The organism is Achromobacter sp. SLBN-14 (genome assembly GCF_006715415.1).
GTDB classification, from domain to species: domain Bacteria; phylum Pseudomonadota; class Gammaproteobacteria; order Burkholderiales; family Burkholderiaceae_B; genus Achromobacter; species Achromobacter mucicolens.
This window is the reverse complement of the sequence record NZ_VFNE01000001.1, coordinates 881,800-897,468: the sequence shown is the minus strand read 5'-3', so window position 1 is coordinate 897,468 and position 15,669 is coordinate 881,800. Positions and strand designations below refer to the sequence as shown.

The following is a 15,669-nucleotide window of genomic DNA, read 5'->3' as shown; positions in this document are numbered from 1 at the left end:
GCGCGGAAATTCAGGCGGCCAGCAGGGCCGCCGCGCGTCGCGCGGGCAGCTTTGCATCCTAGATCGAATTAACGTAAGCGTCAATCGCTCTTCTATCTTATATAAGACATAAGACGTTGGACAGCTCGCCTCCCGATATGCCACAATAGAGCGTTTATTCGAATGCGCCGCGGCCCCGCTCGGCCGTGCGTCTGCATCAAGCCTGAAGACCGGCGGCAGCAGCGCATGCGGATGAGTTTGCATCCCTGGCGTTGTCTTCTCATTCATCCGGATAAACATGACACTCTCAAGAAGATCCATGGCAGAGCCTCGGCCCGAAACCTCCTTACGCAATCGCGCCGCCCGTCCGACGGGCGAGGGAGCCGCTTTCAGTCCGCTCTACCGCCAGATCAAGGATCTGCTTGTTCAAAGCCTCGAACGCGGCGAATGGAAGCCCGGCGAGCTCATCCCCAGCGAAATCGATCTGGCCGCCCGTTTCCAGGTGAGCCAGGGCACGGTGCGCAAGGCGGTCGATGAGCTGGCGGCCGAGCACATGCTGCTGCGCCGCCAGGGCAAGGGCACTTTTGTCGCCACCCACCACGAAGCCCGCGTGCGCTACCGTTTCCTGCGCCTGGCCCCCGACGAAGAGGGCGAGGCCGGCCGGGCGGAAAGCCGCATCCTGGAATGCCGCCGCACGCGCGCGCCCGCCGAGATCGCCCGCGCGCTCGACCTGCGCGCCGGCGAAACCGTCGTCATGATCCGCCGCCTGCTGTCCATGGGGCAGACACCGACCGTGCTGGACGACATCTGGCTGCCCGGTTCCATCTTCCGTGGTCTCACCCTGGAGCTGCTGACCGCCAACAAGGCGCCGCTCTATGGCCTTTTTGAATCCGAGTTCGGCGTCAGCATGGTGCGCGCGGACGAGAAGCTGCGCGCGGTCGCCGCGCCGGCCGAAGTCTGTACGCTGCTTAATGTTGCCGCCGGAACGCCGTTGTTGCAGGTAGACCGGGTGTCTTACACGTACGGTGACCGCCCCATGGAAATCCGCCGGGGGTTGTACTTGACCGATCGATACCACTACCGCAATAGTCTGAATTGATGAGCTTTTTACCTACGATTTGATACCAACCCGTCTCTGGGCGAAAATACCGCGTTTGCCCGCAAGGGCCGCGGCAATTTTGCCGTAACGATTCCCTAGTTCCGAAACACCGAGGCCGTCATGTCCGACACCGCTGCCAAGCCACGTCCGCAGTTTCGCAATATTGGTATTGCGCAACTTGCCAGTTACCGCCTGCCCCTGGCCGGCAAGCTGTCCATTCTGCACCGCGTCAGCGGCGCGTTGTTGTTCCTCTGTCTTCCCTTGGTCATCCTGCCGCTGTTCGCGGCCAGCGTGGCCGCGCCCCAGACGTTCGCCGCCGTGGCCGCGTACGCCGGCAACCCGATCGTCAAGCTCGTTTTCCTCGTCCTCGTGTGGGGCTACCTGCACCACTTCTGTGCGGGCATCCGCTACCTGATGCTGGATCTGCACATCGGCATCGACAAGCAATCGTCCAAGAAGAGCGCCGGCGTGGTGTTCGGCGTCAGCCTCGCGCTGACCCTGGTGTTTGCTCTCAAACTGTTCGGAGTGCTGTAAATGGCCGCCGCTAAAAACTACGGACCCAAGCGCCTGGTCGTCGGCGCGCACTATGGCGTCATGGACTTCATCATCCAGCGCATCACCGCCGTCATCATGGCCGTGTACACGCTGGTGCTGCTCATCGGCATCCTCATGATGCCTGCCTTCACGTACGAGCACTGGACCGCGCTGTTCAATTTCTACGTGGGCGTTCTTCCGGTTGGCCAGATCCTGGCCACCCTTGCATTCATTGCGCTGGCCTGGCATGCCTGGATTGGCGTGCGCGACATCTGGATGGACTACGTCAAGTCGGTGGGCGTGCGCCTGCTGCTGCAAGTGCTGACGATCCTCTGGCTGGTCGGTTCGGTCGTTTACTTCGCGCAAATCCTCTGGAGCATTTAAGCCGTGGTCTCTGTCATGAAATCCCTGCCGCGCCGCCAGTTTGATGTGGTGGTCGTTGGCGCCGGCGGAGCCGGCATGCGTTGTTCGCTGCAACTGTCCCAAGCGGGGCTGTCCGTTGCGGTGCTCTCCAAAGTGTTCCCCACGCGCTCGCACACCGTTGCCGCGCAGGGCGGCGTCAGCGCCTCCCTGGGCAACATGAGCGAAGACAACTGGTACTGGCACATGTACGACACCGTCAAGGGTTCGGACTGGCTGGGCGACCAGGACGCCATCGAATTCATGTGCCGTGAAGCCCCGAACGCCGTGTACGAGCTCGAGCACTTCGGCATGCCGTTCGACCGCAACCCCGACGGCACGATCTATCAGCGTCCGTTCGGCGGCCATACCGCGAACTTCGGCGAAAAGCCCGTCCAGCGCGCCTGTGCCGCTGCTGACCGTACCGGCCACGCCCTGCTGCACACGCTCTATCAGCGCAACGTTGCCGCGCGTACCCAGTTCTTCGTCGAATGGATGGCGCTGGACTTGCTGCGCAACGAAGCCGGCGACGTCGTGGGCGTGACCGCCCTCGAAATGGAAACGGGCGAGATCTACATCCTGGAAGCCAAGACCACGGTGCTGGCCACCGGCGGCGCGGGCCGCATCTGGGCCGCTTCCACCAATGCGTTCATCAACACCGGCGACGGCCTGGGCATGGCTGCCCGTGCCGGCATCCCGCTGCAAGACATGGAATTCTGGCAGTTCCACCCGACCGGCGTGGCCGGCGCGGGCGTGCTGATCACGGAAGGCGTGCGTGGCGAAGGCGGCATCCTCTTGAACAAGGATGGCGAGCGCTTCATGGAGCGCTATGCGCCCACCCTGAAGGATCTGGCACCGCGTGACTTCGTGTCGCGCTCGATGGACCAGGAAATCAAGGAAGGCCGCGGTTGCGGTCCGGACGGCAGCTACGTGGTGCTCAAGCTTGACCACCTGGGCGCCGACGTCATCAACAAGCGCCTGCCCTCGATCCGCGAAATCGCCATCAAGTTCGGCAACGTGGACCCGATCAAGGAACCGATCCCCGTCGTTCCGACCATCCACTACCAGATGGGCGGCATTCCGGCCAACTACCACGGCCAGGTGCTGACGCGCGAAAACGGCGAAAACAAGATCGTCAACGGCCTGTACGCCATCGGCGAATGCGCCGCGGTGTCGGTCCACGGCGCGAACCGCCTGGGCACAAACTCGCTGCTGGACCTGATCGTGTTCGGCCGCGCCACCGGCAACCACATCGTGAATTCGCATCCTGAGCGCCAGCGCGCGCACCAGGACCTGCCGCAGCAGGCCGTCGAATTCTCGCTGGACCGCATCAACAAGCTGGAATCGCGCACGTCCGGCGAAAAGACGCAAGACATCGGCAACGCCATCCGCTTCTCGATGCAGCGCCACTGCGGCGTGTTCCGCACGCTGGAGCTGCTGAACGAAGGCGTGACCCAGATCGAAGATCTGGCCAAGCAAGCCGACAGCATCTACTTCAAGGACAAGTCCAAGGTGTTCAACACCGCCCGCGTCGAGGCGCTGGAACTGGCGAACATGACCGAAGTGGCCCGCGCCACCATCAAGTCGGCCGCCGCCCGCACCGAAAGCCGCGGCGCGCATGCGCTTGACGACCACCCGACCCGCGACGACGAGAACTGGCTGAAGCACACGCTTTGGTACTCCGAAGGCAGCCGCCTGGATTACAAGCCTGTTCAGATGAAGCCGCTGACGGTCGAGTCCTTCCCGCCCAAGGCGCGTACCTTCTAAGTCCGGATTGAGCCTACTATGAGCACCAAGAGAATCGTCAAGTTCGAAATCTACCGCTACGATCCGGACAAGGACGAGCGTCCCTACATGCAGAAGCTGGACGTCGAACTCCAGCCCACCGACAAGATGCTGCTTGATGCGCTGGTGCGCATCAAGAACGACGTCGATGACAGCCTGGCCCTGCGCCGCTCGTGCCGTGAAGGCGTGTGCGGTTCCGACGCCATGAACATCAACGGCAAGAACGGCCTGGCCTGCACCACGAACCTGCGCGAACTGAAGGAACCGATCGTCCTGCGTCCGCTGCCTGGCCTGCCGGTCATCCGCGACCTGATCGTGGACATGACGCACTTCTTCAACCAGTACCACTCGATCCGCCCGTACCTCATCAACGACACGCCGCCGCCCGAAAAAGAGCGCCTGCAGTCGCCCGAGGCGCGCGAGGAACTCGATGGCCTGTACGAGTGCATCCTGTGCGCGTGCTGTTCCACTTCCTGCCCGTCGTTCTGGTGGAATCCCGACAAGTTCGTCGGCCCGGCCGGCCTGCTGCAAGCCTACCGCTTCATCGCCGACAGCCGCGACGAAGCCACCGGCGAGCGCCTGGACAACCTGGAAGACCCGTACCGTCTGTTCCGTTGCCACACGATCATGAATTGCGTCGACGTCTGTCCCAAGGGACTGAACCCGACCAAGGCGATCGGCAAGATCAAGGAACTGATGGTCCGCCGCACGGTCTAGTTTTTGTGTATTTGAGGTGTACGAATGAGCAGGCTGACTGAACTGGAGCGGGCGCGACTGCGTTGGCGGGCGCGCCGCGGCCTGCTCGAAAACGACTTGATCATCACCCGGTATCTGGATGCCCACGAAGCTGAGCTTACCGATGATGACGTGGCCGCATTGACCCAGCTTTTCGAGATGGGAGACAACGATCTTCTCGATCTGCTGCTGGCCAGAAAGGAACTCGAAGGCGAATTGGACACCCCCAAGCTTCGGGCGATTATTGGCCAGATGCGCTCGCTCTGATTAATTGAGAGGAATAAACATGAACCTGTCTGACAAAAAAGCCACTCTATCCTTCTCGGATGGCAGCGCACCCATTGAGTTCCCTGTCTACAAGGGCACGGTCGGTCCGGATGTGATCGACATCCGCAAGCTGTACGGCCAGACGGGCATGTTCACGTTTGACCCCGGCTTCATGTCGACGGCCGCGTGCGAATCCGGCATCACGTACATTGACGGCGACAAGGGCGAACTGCTGTACCGCGGCTACCCGATCGAACAGCTGGCCGTGAACTGCGACTTCATGGACATCTGCTACCTGATCCTGAACGGCGAACTGCCGAACCAGGAACAAAAGGCCGATTTCGACTCGCAAGTGACCCATCACACGATGGTCAACGAGCAACTGCACTTCTTCCTGCGTGGCTTCCGCCGCGACGCCCACCCGATGGCCGTCCTGACGGGCCTGGTGGGTGCGCTGTCCGCGTTCTACCACGACTCGACCGACATCACGAACCCGCAGCATCGCCACATCTCGGCCATCCGCCTGATCGCCAAGATGCCGACGCTGGTTGCGATGGCGTACAAGTACTCGCAAGGCCAACCGTTCATCTACCCGCAAAACGATCTGTCCTACACGGGCAACTTCCTGCGCATGATGTTTGCCACGCCTTGCGAAGACTACAAGGTCAATGAAGTCGTCGAGCGCGCGCTGGACCGCATCTTCATCCTGCACGCCGACCACGAGCAAAACGCGTCGACCTCGACCGTCCGCCTGTGCGGCTCGTCGGGCACCAACCCGTTCGCGGCTATCTCGGCTGGCGTGGCTTGCCTGTGGGGTCCGGCTCATGGCGGCGCCAACGAAGCTTGCCTGCAGATGCTCGAAGAACTGCAAGCCAACGGCGGCATCGACAAGGTCGGCGAGTTCATGGAGAAGGTCAAGGACAAGAACTCGGGCGTGCGCCTGATGGGCTTTGGCCACCGCGTCTACAAGAACTACGACCCGCGCGCCAAGCTGATGCAGGAAACCTGCAAGGAAGTGCTGGCTGCCCTCGGTCTGGAAAACGACCCGCTGTTCAAGCTGGCCATGGAACTGGAACGCATCGCCCTGGAAGATCCGTACTTCGTGCAGCGCAAGCTGTACCCGAACGTGGACTTCTACTCGGGTATCGTCCAGCGCGCCATCGGCATCCCGACCTCGCTGTTCACGGCCATCTTCGCGCTGGCCCGCACGGTGGGCTGGATCGCCCAATGGAACGAAATGCTGTCGGATCCCGATTACAAGATCGGCCGTCCGCGCCAGCTGTTCACCGGTTCGGTCACGCGCGACGTGCCCCCGATGGACAAGCGTTAATTCGCAATGCGCATCCGGAAGGCAACGCCTTCCGGCAAAACGCCAGTCAGCCCTGCGCCGACTGGCGTTTTTATTTGGCGGCTACGGGTGGGAGGCTACAAGTAGTTCATCGTGAAGGTGACTGCCGAGTTGGCCGAGCCTGGCGTGACCGTGGCGCCGGTTTGGCGGTATCGGGCGCGCAAGGGGATTTTGAAGCTGCCGCCCGTTGCACTGTTGTAGCCGGCAAACGGCAGCTTCGTTCCCAGCACGGCCGGATTTCCGTCGGCGTCCAGCAACTGCACGCCGACGCCCGTTGCCGTTGAAGTCGCGTCCAGGCCAATGACCGCGTTTGCGGCGTCCACGATGGGCGTGGCGGCATCGATCTGGTAGTGAATGGCGCTCATGCCTGCGGGGCAGCCGTTGAGCGAAATATCGAACCCGACAAGCTGACTGGAAGCGCCCGCGCCCGTGAATACCGAAGCCTGGGGAGTTCCGAGGGATACGGAAACGTCGGGCGTGGTGCAGGCCTGCGACATCAGCAGCACCGCCATGGTGACAAACTGGATCTCCAGGCCGGGATCCTGGCTGAGCATGCTGCCGGTTTCATTCGAGAACGATGCCGCGCTTGCAATGGTTGTCGGCGGAACGACGCCGGTGGCGACGGGGCCGGTCTTGACGAACATCGCACGTAGCTGCCCGCCGTTGGTGGCGGTGCCTTGCATGTTGCATCCGCGGGTTCTCCAGGTCCGGTTGAGGGCCTGGAATGCCGCCCATCCGCAGCCGTTGACGTAGGTGCGGCCGCCGATGATGATGCCCAGGCCGTCGACGCCGGTCGCATGGACGTCGTAGGTGATTCCGTCAACCACCTTCGTCTGACCTGCGCTGGGAATAACGGTGTGCAGTCCCGTCCCCGTGCCACTGTTTCCGGAGACGCTGCAGGTGAACCAATCGGTAGTGGCTCCGGTTGTCAGCCAGTCGGTAAGGGCCGTGCCGATGGCCGCATCCCGGGGTATCGTGATGTGCGGCGGCGTGTTCACGGAAACCGAGCTTATCGTCTGGGTGCAGTTCGCGACGGCCCACGAGGTCGTGGAGCCCAGCAAGCCAAGCAGCCCGAACGCCGCGCGCAATATGGTCTTGTTCATCAGTATTTCCATCATCAGTTTTTGGCGATCCGGGTTGGCGCCGTCTTTTCGCAGAGCAGTCCGCTCGCCTGAGGCAGCGAGGCATCCTTGAGACGCTGCTCGGGCAGGGCATAGCCAAACGAGCAAGCTTCGCTGTTGTTCGCGCCCCATTTCACGGTCAGGATGCCCTGCGTGTCCTTCAACCCGCGCGCCAGCACGCGGCCGCCCTGCGCCACGACACCCACGCTGTTTCCGTCGGCGTCCTGCACGTCGGCGCCAAAGGGAAGGGGCTCTCCGCCGTGCATGGCCACCGTCAGCAGCGCCGCGCTTCCCACGTTTTCGGTTTCGAAGGTCAGCCGAACCACCGCGCCGGCGGTGGGGGCCACCTGTTGTTCGGTCGCCTTGAGCTCGACATTCAGCGGGAGCCCCTTGGGATCGAGCTCGATGGCGTTCCTGGCATAGGGAGTCAAGGTCGATACGATCGCGCGGCCTTTGGAATCCAGGCGCACCCCGGTGCTGTTGAGCACCCGCGCGCCCGCTGCGTCTTTCGCCTCGACGATCGCAACCGTTTCGCCGGTGACCGGCGTCATGACGAGGCCGCCACCATAGGCCACGACGCCGCCGGAAATGCCGCCGCCGTATTGGGTGTAGTTCGAACTGGTGCTGGCGCTGGCCGACACGGCCGTGACGGGCGTGATGTAGGAGGCGTTCGCAGCAATGCTGGTGTTGGCCGGACCGTTGGACGACACGGCGCGCCCGGCGCTGACGCCGTAGTTGAACGCGTTATCCGCGCCGAGCGAGCCCGCCACGGATTGCTGGACGCTGCTGGATCCATCCGAAGCCTTTTGCATGCTGGTCGACGCATAGACCGGATTCTGGTTGCGGCCGAGCGGAATGCCCAGGTTGAGCATGACCTGGTTGTCCCACTTCTGGGTTCCCACGTTGAGTTGGCGGGTGGCCGAGACGCTGTAGTTCACGCGCTTGTAGCTGTTGCTGTAGGCCGCCTGGATCTGCGTGTCGCGGCCGGGTCTGTCCCAGTAGTCCTGGGTCGATCCCGTGAAGTGCAGGGACCCATAGCCGGCCGGCAGGTTCTGGTTGATCGTCGCCTGCAGACGGCCTCGCTGCGTGCCATATTGCCCTGCGCCTTGCCCCTGTTCTTGCCGGGATCTGAGTTCCATGGCGTCGGCCATGCTCAGGTAGCCGCGGCTGGCGTAGCGGTAGGCGGCGAGCGTGAGGCTTGTGCGAGTGGGCTCCAGAAACTTGGAGTAGCTCAGTTTGACGCTTTGCCCAGTGCGGTTTTTCTCTTTTGGCAGGCGCGTGGCCGCCTGGGTGACGTCCAGGCCAAACGCGCCGAAATCGGTGTTCAGCGCTGCACCGCCCAATACGGCGCCGTAGCCCTGGGCCCCGGTCAGGCCGCCATAGGCGGTCACAAGATTGTTGATGCCGTGCTGCACGGTCGCTTGCGCCATCAGGGGGCGATCGGCCGTCTGCGGCGTGCGGTACTGGCCTGCGGTGACGCTGTAGCGGGTCACGCCCGGGCGCAATGAATTCACCGCGCCGGAGAAAGGCACCCGGGACACCAGCACGCGGCCGTCGGCTTCGTTGACCACCATTTCCAGGTCGCCGCCATAGCCGGTGGCATACAGGTCGTCAATGATGAAAGGACCGGGCGCGACGGTGGTTTCGTAAATGATATTGCCGTTCTGGCGCACCTGGACGCGCGCGTTCGTGTTGGCGATGCCGCGCAAGGTCGGGGCGAAGCCGCGCTGCGACTCGGGAGACATGCGATCGTCGCTGGACATCTGCACGCCGCGAAACCCGACGCTGTCGAAAGTCGATCCGTCCGTGAACGCATCGCCAATCACCAGCTGGCTCTTCATGCCCGTGATGTTGCGCCGCAGGTTGGTCTGCACGCTTTGGTATTGCAGGCCGCTCTTGCTGCCATGGGTTGCGCTGCCGGCGTGGCGCAAGCGCCAGGGACCCACGTTAGCGCCGGCATTCAGGCCCGCAAAGCTTTGGGTCGACGCCTTGCCATCGGCGCGAGAGGTGTAGAAGTTGGCGTTGTAATTCAACAGCGCGGCGGGCACGCCTTCGTCCCAATGCTTGGGGTCCACGAAACCGCGGCCCTGCCGGACCAGCGAGGCCTGGGGCACCGTCACGTTCAGCCGCTGTTCGCCCGCATCGAACTGCGCGCGCGCTTCCTTAACCAGGTCGGTCAGCGCGACGCATTGGGTGCCGTTCAGCAGTTCGGCACGCGCCGCGTCGATCTTGGCAAGGTCGATGCCCACCAATTCCACCAGCGCCGAGTCGAAACAGGCCTGAAGCGGCGCGTTCACGGACGAGGGTTTGCCGATGCGCACGTCGGCGCGCCCCAGCCAGCGGTCGTTCACCTGCACATCGAGGCGATAGGTGCCGGGGATGGCGCTGTTCGAGCGCGAGAACTGGCTGACGTCCACGTCCGCACCGCTCAGGAAGGCATCGTTGAACTCCACGTCCGCATTCAGGGCGGCGAGTTCGGTGGCGCCGTCGGCCCAGGCAGTTGCGCTGAGCAGGCTTAGCGTGATCGCGGCAAGCGCGAAATGCGGCGTGGTGGCGAGACGTTCCATGATGGGCAGGTGCGCGATCAGGCGCGGCGCTGCCGGCAGGCGGATGCCGGCCGATCGCGCCGCCCCTGCAGGCGTCGGGTGATGGGTTGGTGAGCGGACAGCCGGCCGGTCGGTGCGGGCCGGTAATGCTTAGGTCGCGCTAGGCGGGGCTGAGGGCCCGGGCGCCTTTGACTGCGCCGCCGTGGTCATTCAGGAAGCGGTACGAGACTTCGGCATTGGCGCCCTGGATCACGTCTCCTACCAGAGGCAGGATCTTTTTTTCGCCGGGGGCAAGCATGTCCCCGTCGGTGAACTTGGCGCGCTTGCCGTTGCTGGCCACGTTCACTTCGATGAAGGTGACGTAATACGGCGTGGGGTTGGTAGCTTCGATAGCGTTGCGATTGCCGGACCGGACCAGACGCCAGCTGACTTGCGCGGGCGCGTCCTCGGCCTTGCCTTTGAGTCCCGCGGGGCGATAGAACAGCTTGATCCGCGACCGGAATGCCATCTGCAGGAGGTTCTGGCTGGCTTTGTCCTTGGGCGGAATTTCCAGCACGTTGAGCCAGAACACGGACTCCTTGTCCTCACTCATCGGTTCGCCCGTGTGCATCAGGCGCAGGGTCTGGCCCTTGCCCTGGTCGATGCGGGACACGGGCGGGGTCACGATAAAGGGCACCTGGATGGATCCCGGCGCCGCCTTGGCGTCGCCCGTGTCGATCCAGGTCTGGGTGAGCGCGGGCTGGTCGCCCTCGTTCTTGAGCTTGACGTTGACTTCCGCCTGGCCGGCCTCATAGACGATTCGGGTGCTGCCAATGACGACGGATGCGGTTGCCGGCGCGGCAGCGAAGATACAGCCTGCCAATGCTCCGGCTGCAAGAGCTACGTTGAATGGGTTCATCGGTTTCCTCGGACTGTAAATGGGGGCTTGACTACTGATCCGGGCGGCTGCAAACGAGCGCAAGGCCAAGCCGGGCGGCTTATTGATAAATGATGGTGTATTTGGCAGTGGCGTTCACGTTGCCCGCGCCTGCCTGGCCGAGCGCGAAATACTGAGCCTGGTAATGAAGCGTGGCCTCGCCGTTGGCCAGGGAGACGGCCTTGGAGTTCTGGGCCTCGTCGGCGACGGTGACGCTGATGGGGGTTGCGTCGCCATTCAGGAGGCGGATCTCGACGTTGGCTGCACCCCCCGCGGAGATCGTGAGGTTGCCGGTGGCGGCATTGCCGTTGGCGCCGGGTTCGAACAGGGTGTGGACCATGCCCGTACCCGGGGTGCATGCGGTCAGGCGGATGGTGAAGGGCGTGGTGCCGGCCGTTTGGCCCGCGGCCGTCAGTGAATCGACGCCGACCGTGGGCATGAGCACGTTGAAGTTCTTGCTGCCGGTGCCGTTGCCGTCGATGGTGCACGTGTTGGCGGATATGGCGCCCGTGAAATTGATCGTGCCGTCCGAGGCAAATGCCAGCTGCGAAGTGGAAGCGAGGGCGCCGATGGCCAGCGCGATGATTACTTTGGATTTCATAAGTGGATGTCTGTCAAAGGGGCTGAAAAGCAATGCGCCGACGGTGCTTTTCAGAGGTTTATGGCGTACTTCTCGGCGACATGTGTGATTACAGTCGGTCCGAGAAGTGGTGTCTTTAATAAAATTCTGATAATTCGCCAGAGAGTAATTTTGCGGATAGCATCACCGCCATGATTCCGATAGCACTTCCCAGCGCCAGTTTTTTCATTCTGCTCACGGCCGGCTTTTTCGCCGGCCTGTTGTTGTTGGGCTGGGGCGTCGCCCTGGCGGCCAGCGGCCGCGCCCGGCGCACCGTCCGCAAGTATTGGAAGACGTCCATCGTGCTTTGCCTGGCGCTGGCCGCGCCGTTCAGCTTCTATGCGTGGTTCCAGGCAGTGATGTGGCAGGTGGGCCGGGACATCGATCGCAAGCAGGCGGCGCTGCGCGTCACGTTGCAGGAGCCCGCCGTGGTTGGCGGCGTGGCGATGCCGGCGGGCACGCGCCTGACGCTGAAGGACGAGGGCAAGCTCGACACCTACGTCGAGGCCAGTTTTCCGCAAGAAGTGCAGATGCTGGGCGTGCAGGCAACGTCTGCACGGCGCTACCTGGACACCGAGTACGAAGCGCAAACCTATGCCACGCTTGGCCGGCACCCGCGCACGGTCATCCTGCGGGGCGCGGGCGTGCAGACCGTGCAAGGTTGGGGGTGCGACGGCGCGCACGACATCGAGTTCGCCGTCGAACCGGACGGCGCCATGAAGGCGTTCGAACAATGCGTGCTGGCGCCGGGCAACGAGGCCGCGGGCCTGGCCATCGGGGCAGGCACGGCGTTGCGAGGATCAAGCGGCACGGTCTACACGGATGGTTCGCGGGACGCCGATCGGTGGCGGCTCGAGGTGGAGAGCGAGGCAGCCGTGCCGCTGTACGGGCTGTTTCTCAGCCGGCCCACGCTCTACCTGGATGCGTCGCGCAACGTATTGCGCGTCACGGACGCGGAGCTGGCGTGCCGCACGCAGTTCGGCGGCCTGACGTACCCCGCCGGCACGCAGTTCAAGACCGCGCGGCGGGGCACGGGGGAGGACCGTGAACCGTACCCGGGCGTCCTGGTCTTCAGTCCTTGGAACGGGCAGGCCGCGGTGCGGCCCGGCCACGAGGACGTGCCCGAAGGCATGTCCGTGATGCATACGCCGCAGGGCGAGTTCATCAAGATCGTCAGCAACGACGCGGCGGGTGTGTTCCGCTTTGACACGTTCGTCGTCGACGGCAAGGAGCCGGCGCGCCCGGCGCGCGCCCGCTGCCCATAGCCGCCGGCATCAGTAGCCGATGCCGCGCGCCATCAGCACCGCGAAGAGCGGCAGGAAGACGAACAGGTGCGAAGCGATCATCACCCAGCGGCGCGCGCGCTTGATCTCGGGCAGGGCGGGGACGAACTCCGGCTGCTGGCGCCGTTGTTTTGCCCAGCGCAGGAAGGTCAGCGTGGGCGGAATGGAACAGAGCGCGATGACGACAAAGAGCGAAATCTTGGCGTGGAACCAGGGATTGCCCATGTAGAACGCGGCGCCCTTGGCGCCGGCGGTCAGCCGCAGCACCCCGGTGACGAGGACGAGGATTGCGCTCACGCCATAGAGGCGGTCGTAGACGATGAGGCGCTTGACACCGGCGGGCGTCAGGTCGGGGCGCAGCAATACAGCTTCGGCGGTGAGCACCACCACCAGAACAAAGATCGCCAGGTAGTGGAACCAGGCATACATTGCATCGGCCAGCATGTCGTCTCCAGGTAAAGGTCAAGCTAGGTTTTACCATCCAAAAAAGAAAACGGGCGCCCCGTTTGAGGGGCGCCCGTAAGCTTGCAGCCAGAGGGTGCGATCAGCGGCGGCGCTTCTTGGCTTCTTCCGCGGCTTCCTGCTGCGCATCCACCACGGCCAGGGCCGTCATGTTGACGATGCGGCGCACGGTGGCGCTGGTGGTCAGGATATGCACGGGACGCGCGGCGCCCAGCAGGATCGGACCCATCGCGACGCCATTGCTGCCGGTCATCTTCAGCATGTTGTACGTGATGTTGCCGGTGTCCAGGTTGGGCATGACCAGAAGGTTGGCCGGGCCCTTCAGCGTGCTGTCCGGGTAGGCCAGGACGCGGATCTTTTCGGACAGGGCGGCGTCGGCGTGCATTTCGCCGTCGACTTCCAGGTCGGGGGCGCGGTCTTGCACGATCTGGCGCGCGGCGGCCATCTTGCGCGACGATTCCGTGATGCGGCTGCCGAAGTTCGAGTGCGACAGCAGCGCGATCTTGGGCACCACGCCGAAACGCAGCATTTCGTCGGCGGCCTGGATCGTGATGCTGGCGACTTCCTCGGCCGTCGGGTTTTCGTTGACGTGGGTGTCGGTGACGAACAGCGTCTGGTCGGGCAGCATCAGCACGTTCAGGGCGGCGTAGGTCTGGCCTTCCTTCTTGCCGATGATTTCGTCGATGTACTTGAGCTGGTTGTCGTACTTGCTGGCCACGCCGCACAGCAGTGCGTCGGCATCGCCACGGCGCAGCAGCATCGCGCCGATCAGCGTGTTGTGCTTGCGGATCATCGCCTTGGCGATGGCCGGCGTCACGCCTTCACGGCCCTTCAGCTGGTAGTACGCGTTCCAGGTTTCGTTGAAGCGGCTGTCGTCTTCGGGATCCACGATCTCGAAGTGCTGGCCGGCGATGAGGCGCAGGCCGGCCTTCTGGATGCGCATCTCGATGACGGCGGGGCGGCCGATCAGGATCGGGAACGCCAGCTTCTCGTCGGCAACCGTCTGCACGGCGCGCAGGACGCGCTCGTCTTCGCCGTCGGCGTAGATGACGCGCTTGGGCGCCTTCTTGGCCTGGGCGAACAGCGGGCGCATCAGCTGGCCCGAGTGGTACACGAAGCCCATCAGCTTCTGGCGGTAGGCCTCGATGTCTTCGATGGGACGGGCGGCAACGCCGGAGTCGGCAGCGGCCTGCGCGACGGCCGGCGCGATCTGGACGATCAGGCGCGGGTCGAACGGCTTGGGGATGATGTACTCGGGACCGAACGACAGTTCCTGGCCAGCGTAGGCGCGGGCCACTTCATCGTTCTGCTCGGCCTGGGCGAGGTCGGCGATGGCCTTGACGCACGCCAGCTTCATTTCCTCGGTGATGCGCGAAGCGCCCGCATCCATGGCGCCGCGGAAGATGAAGGGGAAGCACAGGACGTTGTTGACCTGGTTCGGGTAGTCCGAACGGCCCGTCGCGATGATGCAGTCGGGGCGCGCGGCCTTGGCGACTTCGGGGCGGATTTCGGGTTCCGGGTTGGCCAGGGCCAGGATCAGCGGACGGTCGGCCATGGTCTTGACCATGTCGGCGGTCAGCACGCCAGCGGTCGAGCAGCCCAGGAACACGTCGGCGCCATTGACCACGTCGGCCAGCGTGCGCGCGTCGGTCTTTTGCGCGTAGCGCTTCTTGTTGGCTTCCATGTTCTCGTCGCGGCCGTCCCAGATGACGCCGCGCGAGTCGACCACGAAGATGTTTTCGCGCTTGATGCCCAGGTGAACCAGCAGGTCCAGGCAGGCGATGGCCGCGGCGCCGGCGCCCGAGCAGGCCAGCTTGACCGAGCCGATGTCCTTGTTCACGACCTTCAGGCCGTTCAGGATGGCGGCCGACGAGATGATGGCGGTGCCGTGCTGGTCGTCGTGGAAGACGGGGATCTTCATGCGCTCGCGCAGCTTCTTCTCGATGTAGAAGCACTCGGGCGCCTTGATGTCTTCAAGGTTGACGCCGCCCAGCGTGGGCTCGAGCGCGGCAATGATGTCCACCAGCTTGTCCGGATCGTTTTCCGCGAGTTCGATGTCGAACACGTCGATGCCGGCGAATTTCTTGAACAGGCAACCCTTGCCTTCCATCACGGGCTTGGCGGCCAGCGGACCGATGTTGCCCAGGCCCAGCACGGCGGTGCCGTTGGTGATCACGCCCACGAGGTTGCCGCGCGACGTGTACTTGGAGGCGGCGTCGTCGCCCTGGTCGAAAATGGCCATGCAAGCCGCAGCCACGCCGGGGGAGTAGGCCAGGGACAGGTCGTCCTGGTTGGCCAGGGTCTTGGTCGGGGTGACCGAGATTTTGCCGGGAGTGGGATAGGCGTGGTAGTCCAACGCCAGTTTGGTGAGAGTTTCGTCCATGGGATCGGGGCCTGAAAGGGCTAACGGAAAAAAAAACAGAGATGCAAAAGGCGGGCTCGCGGCCCGCCGTATTCATCGCGAAATGCTTAGGGAACACCCGTATTTCACCAGAAAGCGCGGGTGCTTGGTTGCTGCACTGCAGCGAGCGTTCGCTTTTGATCAAGCAAACGCGTGCGCGGCGCCGCCCCGATGG

At 63.8% G+C, this 15,669-nt stretch carries 14 protein-coding genes; 8 read left to right on the top strand and 6 right to left on the bottom strand.

The features are described 5' to 3' along the window. The first annotated feature begins 298 nt into the window (after positions 1-298). The 7 genes from FBY20_RS04095 to FBY20_RS04065 all read left to right on the top strand — a co-directional run bounded on the left by FBY20_RS04095 (position 299) and on the right by FBY20_RS04065 (position 6,128). Entirely contained in the window at positions 299-1,078 is a 780-nt protein-coding gene (locus tag FBY20_RS04095; protein WP_056322083.1) for a GntR family transcriptional regulator, read from the top strand. A 120-nt stretch (positions 1,079-1,198) separates the two neighbouring features. Then, on the top strand, positions 1,199-1,612 hold the full coding sequence (sdhC, locus tag FBY20_RS04090) for a succinate dehydrogenase, cytochrome b556 subunit (RefSeq protein WP_056322086.1): 414 nt from the start codon (positions 1,199-1,201) through the stop codon (positions 1,610-1,612). Continuing rightward, positions 1,613-1,996: a succinate dehydrogenase, hydrophobic membrane anchor protein gene (gene sdhD, locus FBY20_RS04085; RefSeq protein ID WP_056567857.1), complete on the top strand. Its 384-nt coding sequence runs from the start codon at positions 1,613-1,615 to the stop codon at positions 1,994-1,996. A 3-nt stretch (positions 1,997-1,999) separates the two neighbouring features. After that, entirely contained in the window at positions 2,000-3,778 is a 1,779-nt protein-coding gene (gene sdhA, locus FBY20_RS04080; protein ID WP_056322092.1) for a succinate dehydrogenase flavoprotein subunit, read from the top strand. An 18-nt stretch (positions 3,779-3,796) separates the two neighbouring features. Next, positions 3,797-4,513, top strand: a complete 717-nt coding sequence (locus tag FBY20_RS04075) for a succinate dehydrogenase iron-sulfur subunit (RefSeq protein ID WP_056322095.1) — start codon at positions 3,797-3,799, stop codon at positions 4,511-4,513. Positions 4,514-4,537: 24 nt separating this feature from the next. After that, positions 4,538-4,798 (top strand): succinate dehydrogenase assembly factor 2, encoded by a 261-nt coding sequence (locus FBY20_RS04070; RefSeq protein ID WP_056322097.1) that lies wholly within the window; start codon positions 4,538-4,540, stop codon positions 4,796-4,798. Between the two features lie 19 nt (positions 4,799-4,817). Next, the gene (locus FBY20_RS04065; RefSeq protein WP_056322100.1) at positions 4,818-6,128 is read left to right on the top strand and encodes a citrate synthase; all 1,311 of its coding nucleotides are present in this window, start codon (positions 4,818-4,820) and stop codon (positions 6,126-6,128) included. Positions 6,129-6,223: 95 nt separating this feature from the next. On the opposite strand, the gene FBY20_RS04060 is transcribed toward FBY20_RS04065, so the two are convergent. The 4 genes from FBY20_RS04060 to FBY20_RS04045 form a co-directional block, all read right to left on the bottom strand. Further along, on the bottom strand, positions 6,224-7,249 hold the full coding sequence (locus FBY20_RS04060) for a fimbrial protein (protein WP_160144394.1): 1,026 nt from the start codon (positions 7,247-7,249) through the stop codon (positions 6,224-6,226). 14 nt (positions 7,250-7,263) lie between these two features. Continuing rightward, positions 7,264-9,834, bottom strand: a complete 2,571-nt coding sequence (locus FBY20_RS04055; RefSeq protein WP_142050230.1) for a fimbria/pilus outer membrane usher protein — start codon at positions 9,832-9,834, stop codon at positions 7,264-7,266. A 139-nt stretch (positions 9,835-9,973) separates the two neighbouring features. Next, positions 9,974-10,711, bottom strand: a complete 738-nt coding sequence (locus FBY20_RS04050) for a fimbria/pilus periplasmic chaperone (protein WP_142050227.1) — start codon at positions 10,709-10,711, stop codon at positions 9,974-9,976. Positions 10,712-10,790: 79 nt separating this feature from the next. Then, positions 10,791-11,330, bottom strand: a complete 540-nt coding sequence (locus tag FBY20_RS04045; RefSeq protein WP_056322111.1) for a fimbrial protein — start codon at positions 11,328-11,330, stop codon at positions 10,791-10,793. 170 nt (positions 11,331-11,500) lie between these two features. On the opposite strand from FBY20_RS04045, the gene FBY20_RS04040 reads away from it, so the two are divergent. Next, complete coding sequence (locus tag FBY20_RS04040) at positions 11,501-12,613, top strand: hypothetical protein (RefSeq protein WP_142050224.1); 1,113 nt, start codon at positions 11,501-11,503, stop codon at positions 12,611-12,613. Positions 12,614-12,622: 9 nt separating this feature from the next. Here the strand turns inward: FBY20_RS04040 and FBY20_RS04035 are convergent, their stop codons facing one another. Both FBY20_RS04035 and FBY20_RS04030 read right to left on the bottom strand, forming a co-directional pair. Beyond that, entirely contained in the window at positions 12,623-13,075 is a 453-nt protein-coding gene (locus FBY20_RS04035; protein WP_056322116.1) for a DUF2214 family protein, read from the bottom strand. Positions 13,076-13,175: 100 nt separating this feature from the next. Then, entirely contained in the window at positions 13,176-15,476 is a 2,301-nt protein-coding gene (locus tag FBY20_RS04030) for an NADP-dependent malic enzyme (RefSeq protein ID WP_056322119.1), read from the bottom strand. Positions 15,477-15,669: the final 193 nt, after the last annotated feature.

Excerpts from the sequence above, each read along its gene's own strand:
- FBY20_RS04095 (WP_056322083.1), top strand. The coding sequence starts at position 299 with ATGGCAGAGCCTCGGCCCGAAACCTCCTTACGCAATCGCGCCGCCCGT.
- sdhC (WP_056322086.1), top strand. The coding sequence starts at position 1,199 with ATGTCCGACACCGCTGCCAAGCCACGTCCGCAGTTTCGCAATATTGGT.
- sdhD (WP_056567857.1), top strand. The coding sequence starts at position 1,613 with ATGGCCGCCGCTAAAAACTACGGACCCAAGCGCCTGGTCGTCGGCGCG.
- FBY20_RS04075 (WP_056322095.1), top strand. The coding sequence starts at position 3,797 with ATGAGCACCAAGAGAATCGTCAAGTTCGAAATCTACCGCTACGATCCG.
- FBY20_RS04070 (WP_056322097.1), top strand. The coding sequence starts at position 4,538 with ATGAGCAGGCTGACTGAACTGGAGCGGGCGCGACTGCGTTGGCGGGCG.
- FBY20_RS04065 (WP_056322100.1), top strand. The coding sequence starts at position 4,818 with ATGAACCTGTCTGACAAAAAAGCCACTCTATCCTTCTCGGATGGCAGC.
- FBY20_RS04060 (WP_160144394.1), bottom strand. The coding sequence starts at position 7,249 with ATGAACAAGACCATATTGCGCGCGGCGTTCGGGCTGCTTGGCTTGCTG.
- FBY20_RS04055 (WP_142050230.1), bottom strand. The coding sequence starts at position 9,834 with ATGGAACGTCTCGCCACCACGCCGCATTTCGCGCTTGCCGCGATCACG.
- FBY20_RS04050 (WP_142050227.1), bottom strand. The coding sequence starts at position 10,711 with ATGAACCCATTCAACGTAGCTCTTGCAGCCGGAGCATTGGCAGGCTGT.
- FBY20_RS04045 (WP_056322111.1), bottom strand. The coding sequence starts at position 11,330 with ATGAAATCCAAAGTAATCATCGCGCTGGCCATCGGCGCCCTCGCTTCC.
- FBY20_RS04040 (WP_142050224.1), top strand. The coding sequence starts at position 11,501 with ATGATTCCGATAGCACTTCCCAGCGCCAGTTTTTTCATTCTGCTCACG.
- FBY20_RS04035 (WP_056322116.1), bottom strand. The coding sequence starts at position 13,075 with ATGCTGGCCGATGCAATGTATGCCTGGTTCCACTACCTGGCGATCTTT.
- FBY20_RS04030 (WP_056322119.1), bottom strand. The coding sequence starts at position 15,476 with ATGGACGAAACTCTCACCAAACTGGCGTTGGACTACCACGCCTATCCC.